This window comes from Planococcus sp. CAU13, assembly GCF_000775575.1.
Lineage (GTDB): Bacteria > Bacillota > Bacilli > Bacillales_A > Planococcaceae > Planococcus.
Genome location: NZ_JRGN01000155.1, coordinates 1 through 4,879 on the forward strand (window position 1 = coordinate 1; position 4,879 = coordinate 4,879).

Here is a 4,879-nt window from a genome sequence, read left to right on the forward strand (position 1 = left end):
AGCACTGTCCAAAGCGACGAAGCGGCATATGAATGCAAATACCTGATTTATTTTAAATAGTTTTTTATAAATTTCATTGTAATAAAAAACCCGCTCCGCCATCAATTGGCAAAGCGGGTTGGCTACATATGCCCTCGGAGAGAATCGAACTCCCATTTCAAGAACCGGAATCTTGCGTGTGATCCATTACACTACGAGGGCGTTTGTGTCTTAGCGACTTTTCTAGTATACAAAACAAATCAGGCCATTTCAAGTTGAATTTTTTAATTCGTTAGATTTGACCTTCATTGACCAAAATGTGTATGATAATAATACAGCTGAACTAGATTTCAGTGCTGAATGAAATCACTTACACAAGGAGGATTTTCTATGAATTTAATTCCAACAGTAATTGAACAGACGAGCCGGGGAGAACGCGCTTATGACATATATTCGCGCCTTTTGAAGGACCGCGTCATCATGCTCGGCAGCGGCATTGACGATAACGTGGCAAACTCCATCGTCGCACAGCTTCTGTTTTTAGAAGCGGAAGATCCTGAAAAAGATATTTCCATCTACATCAACTCACCTGGCGGCAGCATCACAGCCGGTATGGCAATTTACGACACGATGCAGTTCATCCGTCCGGATGTTCAGACCATCTGCATCGGTATGGCAGCATCAATGGGAGCATTCCTGCTGGCAGCCGGCACGAAAGGAAAACGCTATGCGCTTCCGAACGCTGAAGTCATGATTCACCAGCCACTTGGCGGTGCACAGGGCCAGGCGACGGAGATTGAAATCGCCGCAAAACGCATTCTTCACCTTCGTGAGAAATTAAACCAAATCTTGTCTGAACGCACAGGCCAGCCCCTTGAAGTCATTTCGAAAGATACAGACCGCGATAACTTCATGACAGCTGAACGTGCGAAAGAATACGGATTGGTCGACCAGATCATCACGCGCAGCAAAATGCCGAATGATCATGTAAAAGAAGATATTTAACAGAAAAGCGATTGCGCCCGTTCAAGGGCCGCGAGAATCTGGACAATAGTTAAAAAACAAACCCCGCGGCATAATGCCTGCGGGGTTTGCTTATGCCTCTTTTTCAATCAGCGCCGATAATGCGCCGACTGCCGACTCTTCATCAGAACCGTCTGCCGAAATGACGACGGCTGTGCCTTTGCTTATAGCCAGGCTCATAATGCCCATGATGCTCTTAGCATTGACTTTCTTTCCTTCTTTTTCGAGGTAGACATCTGAATTATATCTGTTAGCTTCCTGAACAAATAAAGCAGCCTGTCTCGCCTGTAAACCTGATTTCAATTGTACATTCACTTGTTTCTCAACCATGCATATCCTCCTCAGAAAATTGACTGTAATGAATTTTTTTAAAAAATCTGCGGTATTAACCGCCGATCGTTTCGCCTTTTCTTAATGATTCGGCGATTTCGTCAATCTTCCGAAGGCGGTGATTGACACCCGATTTGCTGACCTTCCCTGACGACACCATTTCGCCCAGTTCCTTAAGTGTAACATCTTGATACTCAACACGCAGTCTCGCAATTTCCTTTAAGCGCTCAGGCAACTGCTCGACTCCGATAACACTGTCGATAAACCGGATGTTTTCCACTTGCCTGAGTGCGGCATCGATGGTTTTATTGAGGTTCGCAGTTTCGCAATTGACGAGCCTGTTTACGCTGTTGCGCATGTCTCTGATGATGCGGACATCTTCAAATTTCAGCAGCGCTGAATGTGCCCCGGCAACACTCAGAAAATCGGAAATCTTTTCCGCTTCCTTTAAATAAGTGATGAAGCCTTTTTTCCGTTCAATCGTTTTGCTGTTCAACTGGAAATAATTCATCAGCTCTGTCAGAGAATCTGCGTGGTCCCGGTCAGAGGAGTAGATTTCAAGATGATAGGACGATGTTTCCGGGTTATTGACGGAACCGCCAGCCAGAAATGCACCGCGAAGATAAGCGCGTTTGCAGCAATTTTTTTCAATCAGCTTCTTATCGATTTCCTGCTGAGACTGAAAACCTTCCGTTATGATCAGTAAATCCTCCAGTATATGCTTCGAACCATCCCGCAGCCTGCAAATATAAACGTTGTTCTTTTTCAGGCGCATTTTTTTCCTTACCAGCAGTTCCACCGGATAGGGCAGATAAAAACGCTTTAAAAGTGTATAGATCCTGCGGGCAATGGCGGCGTTCTCTGTCTGTATATCGACGCTCAACTGCCTGCTGGAAAATGACAGGGTTCCGTTCATCCTTATCAAAGCTGATAGTTCAGCTTTTCCACAGCATTCATCCACTTCTAGTTGTGTCATTTCCTTTTTTGTTTCCGAAGCGAAAGACAATTTATTCTCCCCCCTTTCAAACTTTCAAAAATACCGAAGCTTTGCATCTTCCTTCAATTTTCCGCCTGCATATTGAAAAAGCCACTCTGCCACTTTTCTCGGTTCATGGCGGACGGCGTTTTCGAAAATATTCGCAATATCTTCCCGGTGGATTTCCAGGCCGAATTCCAGCAGCCGCTCTTCGTCATAAGCGACAGGCCTGGCCCTCTCCTGCTTATACAGTTCAACCACGCCCGGGGGCATTTCTGCCTTATCCATCAGCACCGCATCCAGGAACGGCTCACCGACATGGTCGTACAGCGCCTGGATATGGTCGGCAGCCGAATATTTATAGGTTTCACCCGCCTGCGTCATGAGATTGCAAATATATATTTTTTTGGCTTTGGCAGCCAGCAGTTCTTTTTTGATATCCTTTACCAATAAATTCGGAAGGATGCTGGTATACAGCGAACCCGGGCCAATTACGATGATATCCGCCTGGCGGATGGCTGTTACAGTATCCGGCAGCGTTTTGACATCGACCGGTTCAATGAACACCCGTTTAATCGGCTGCAGGTATGCCGGTATCTTGGATTCACCGCTGACAATGGTGCCGTCTTCAAACTCCGCGTTCAGTGTCACCAACTGGTTGGCGGCCGGTATAACCGTGCCGTTGACGCTCAGTACCCGGCTCATCTCCCTCACTGCATGCGAAAAATCGCCAGTCAGATCCGTCAATGCGGCAAGCATCAGATTACCGAGAGAGTGTCCTCCCAGATCAATTGATTTGCTGAACCGGTATTGGAACATTTCTGCAACAAGAGGTTCGGCATCGGACAGTGCTGCCATGACATTTCGGATATCGCCTGGAGGCGGAATATCCAGATCATTTCGCAGCCTGCCTGAGCTCCCCCCGTCATCCGCCACGGTCACAATGGCTGTCAGATCCATGGGGAGTTTTTTTAATCCCCGCAGCAAAGTGGACAGCCCGGTGCCTCCACCGATGATTACGAGCTTTTTCCTTTGGCTTTTTGTTTCCATGCGCTCAGCCCTTTCTGGTTTTGACATCGCGATGAGTAATGATGGTTTTGTTATTTTCAGCAAATAGCTTGCCATAGTACTCTGCCAAGGTGACTGAACGATGCTGGCCGCCGGTGCAGCCGAAGGCGATGACCAATTGTGCTTTGCCTTCGTTCTTATACCGGGGAATCATAAATTGCAGAAGATCGGTTAATTTTTCAATGAGAATCTGTGTTTCATTCCATTGAAGCACGTAACTCGATACCGGTTCATCCAGACCGGACAGCGGCTTTAAATCTTCTATATAATATGGATTCGGCAGGAAGCGGACATCGAATACCAGGTCGGCGTCAATCGGAATGCCGTGTTTAAAGCCGAATGAAATCACATTGACGGTGAAAACGTTGCTTGTGTTTGAGGAGAAATCAGAAATGATTCTGTCTTTCAGCTCACGGGGAGTCATCTGAGAAGTGTTGTAGATATACTTTGCACGCCCCTGGAGATCATTCAGCATATCCCGTTCTTTTTTTATGCCGCCGAGCACCAAGCCGCCGGGTGACAATGGATGTGAACGCCGTGTTTCTTTATAGCGGCTGACCAGTGTCTGATTGTCCGCATCAAGAAACAGAATCGTTACTGAAACATTCGGCTCTTTCGCAAGATTATCGATCGCATCAACGAGGCTGTCGAAAAAGTCCCCGCCGCGCAAGTCCATCACTGCCGCAACTCGCTTCATCGATTTACCGGAATCACGCATCAGCTTGATGAACGTCAGCAGAAGCGCCGGCGGCAAATTATCAATGGTGAAAAAACCGAGATCTTCAAAACTCTGGATGGCCACCGTTTTACCTGCTCCGGACATGCCGGTGATTACGATCAATTCTGTTTCTTCTGTTTTATTGTCCATATTGGCGGTTCACCTCTTCTATTGAACTTTGAAGCGTTTCTTTCAGCAATTCAAATTCCATCGTGTAGTGGAATGTGCCGTATTGGACTCCTGTCCGGCTGACTGCGAACAGCAGATTTGACCGGTCGCCTTCCGCCATTGGCAATGTGGCCAGACTTTCAACGGGATGCCATTCCAGGATTCCTTCTTTTGTTTCAACAAAAGGGGTTCCTTCCAGATCGGTTGCGACAAATGTGAAAAGCATCCATTCATCGACCAGTTCGCCTTCATCTTCAATCATCATGGTGTAAATTCCTTTGACATGCGTATCCACTGGTTTAGCATTCGTTTCTTCTGTGAATTCCCGGATCGCCGCTTCGTACACGGATTCACCGGCTTCCATTTTTCCGCCGGGTGCAACGTACCAGCCGCGTCGGGGTTTTTTAAGTAGTAGAACCTGACCATTTTTAATTACTAATAAATTTGCGATTCGCTGCACTCTCGACACTCCGTATCTATTATAAACTTCTTCCATTATACAACTTTCCTGGCGTGTCATGCAAAAAAAGAAAAGCGAATGACTATATAGCCGAAATTCCGCATAACAGCTTCGCTTTCCAAAACCAATGCTCCTGCATCGCTGCGCTAGCTTCGTC

Annotated in this window: 6 protein-coding genes and 1 tRNA gene; 1 reads left to right on the plus strand and 6 read right to left on the minus strand. The window is 46.7% G+C overall.

Going from position 1 to position 4,879, the window contains the following annotated elements; translation table 11 throughout:
• Window positions 1–129: 129 nt before the first annotated feature.
• A tRNA-Arg gene (locus KW93_RS06640) sits at window positions 130–201 on the minus strand.
• A gap of 168 nt (window positions 202–369) precedes the next feature.
• On the opposite strand from KW93_RS06640, the gene clpP reads away from it, so the two are divergent.
• Window positions 370–984: an ATP-dependent Clp endopeptidase proteolytic subunit ClpP gene (clpP, locus tag KW93_RS06645; protein ID WP_033542208.1), complete on the plus strand. Its 615-nt coding sequence runs from the start codon at window positions 370–372 to the stop codon at window positions 982–984.
• Window positions 985–1,074: 90 nt separating this feature from the next.
• Here the strand turns inward: clpP and KW93_RS06650 are convergent, their stop codons facing one another.
• The 5 genes from KW93_RS06650 to KW93_RS06670 are packed head-to-tail and all read right to left on the minus strand — an operon-like array spanning window position 1,075 to window position 4,722.
• Complete coding sequence (locus tag KW93_RS06650) at window positions 1,075–1,332, minus strand: HPr family phosphocarrier protein (RefSeq protein WP_033542209.1); 258 nt, start codon at window positions 1,330–1,332, stop codon at window positions 1,075–1,077.
• Between the two features lie 55 nt (window positions 1,333–1,387).
• Entirely contained in the window at window positions 1,388–2,338 is a 951-nt protein-coding gene (whiA, locus tag KW93_RS06655; RefSeq protein WP_033542210.1) for a DNA-binding protein WhiA, read from the minus strand.
• 24 nt (window positions 2,339–2,362) lie between these two features.
• Window positions 2,363–3,358 carry a gluconeogenesis factor YvcK family protein gene (locus KW93_RS06660; protein WP_033542211.1) on the minus strand — a complete coding sequence of 332 codons (996 nt, stop codon included), beginning with the start codon at window positions 3,356–3,358 and terminating at the stop codon, window positions 2,363–2,365.
• A gap of 4 nt (window positions 3,359–3,362) precedes the next feature.
• Window positions 3,363–4,244 carry an RNase adapter RapZ gene (rapZ, locus tag KW93_RS06665; protein ID WP_033542212.1) on the minus strand — a complete coding sequence of 294 codons (882 nt, stop codon included), beginning with the start codon at window positions 4,242–4,244 and terminating at the stop codon, window positions 3,363–3,365.
• Window positions 4,234–4,722 (minus strand): NUDIX domain-containing protein, encoded by a 489-nt coding sequence (locus KW93_RS06670; RefSeq protein ID WP_033542213.1) that lies wholly within the window; start codon window positions 4,720–4,722, stop codon window positions 4,234–4,236. Before KW93_RS06670 ends, rapZ begins: the two co-directional genes overlap by 11 nt.
• Between the last annotated feature and the right edge of the window lie 157 nt (window positions 4,723–4,879).

Bases quoted from the DNA above. Each gene is read 5' to 3' on its own strand.
- clpP (WP_033542208.1), top strand. From the start codon at position 370: ATGAATTTAATTCCAACAGTAATTGAACAGACGAGCCGGGGAGAACGC.
- KW93_RS06660 (WP_033542211.1), bottom strand. From the start codon at position 3,358: ATGGAAACAAAAAGCCAAAGGAAAAAGCTCGTAATCATCGGTGGAGGC.
- KW93_RS06650 (WP_033542209.1), bottom strand. From the start codon at position 1,332: ATGGTTGAGAAACAAGTGAATGTACAATTGAAATCAGGTTTACAGGCG.
- rapZ (WP_033542212.1), bottom strand. From the start codon at position 4,244: ATGGACAATAAAACAGAAGAAACAGAATTGATCGTAATCACCGGCATG.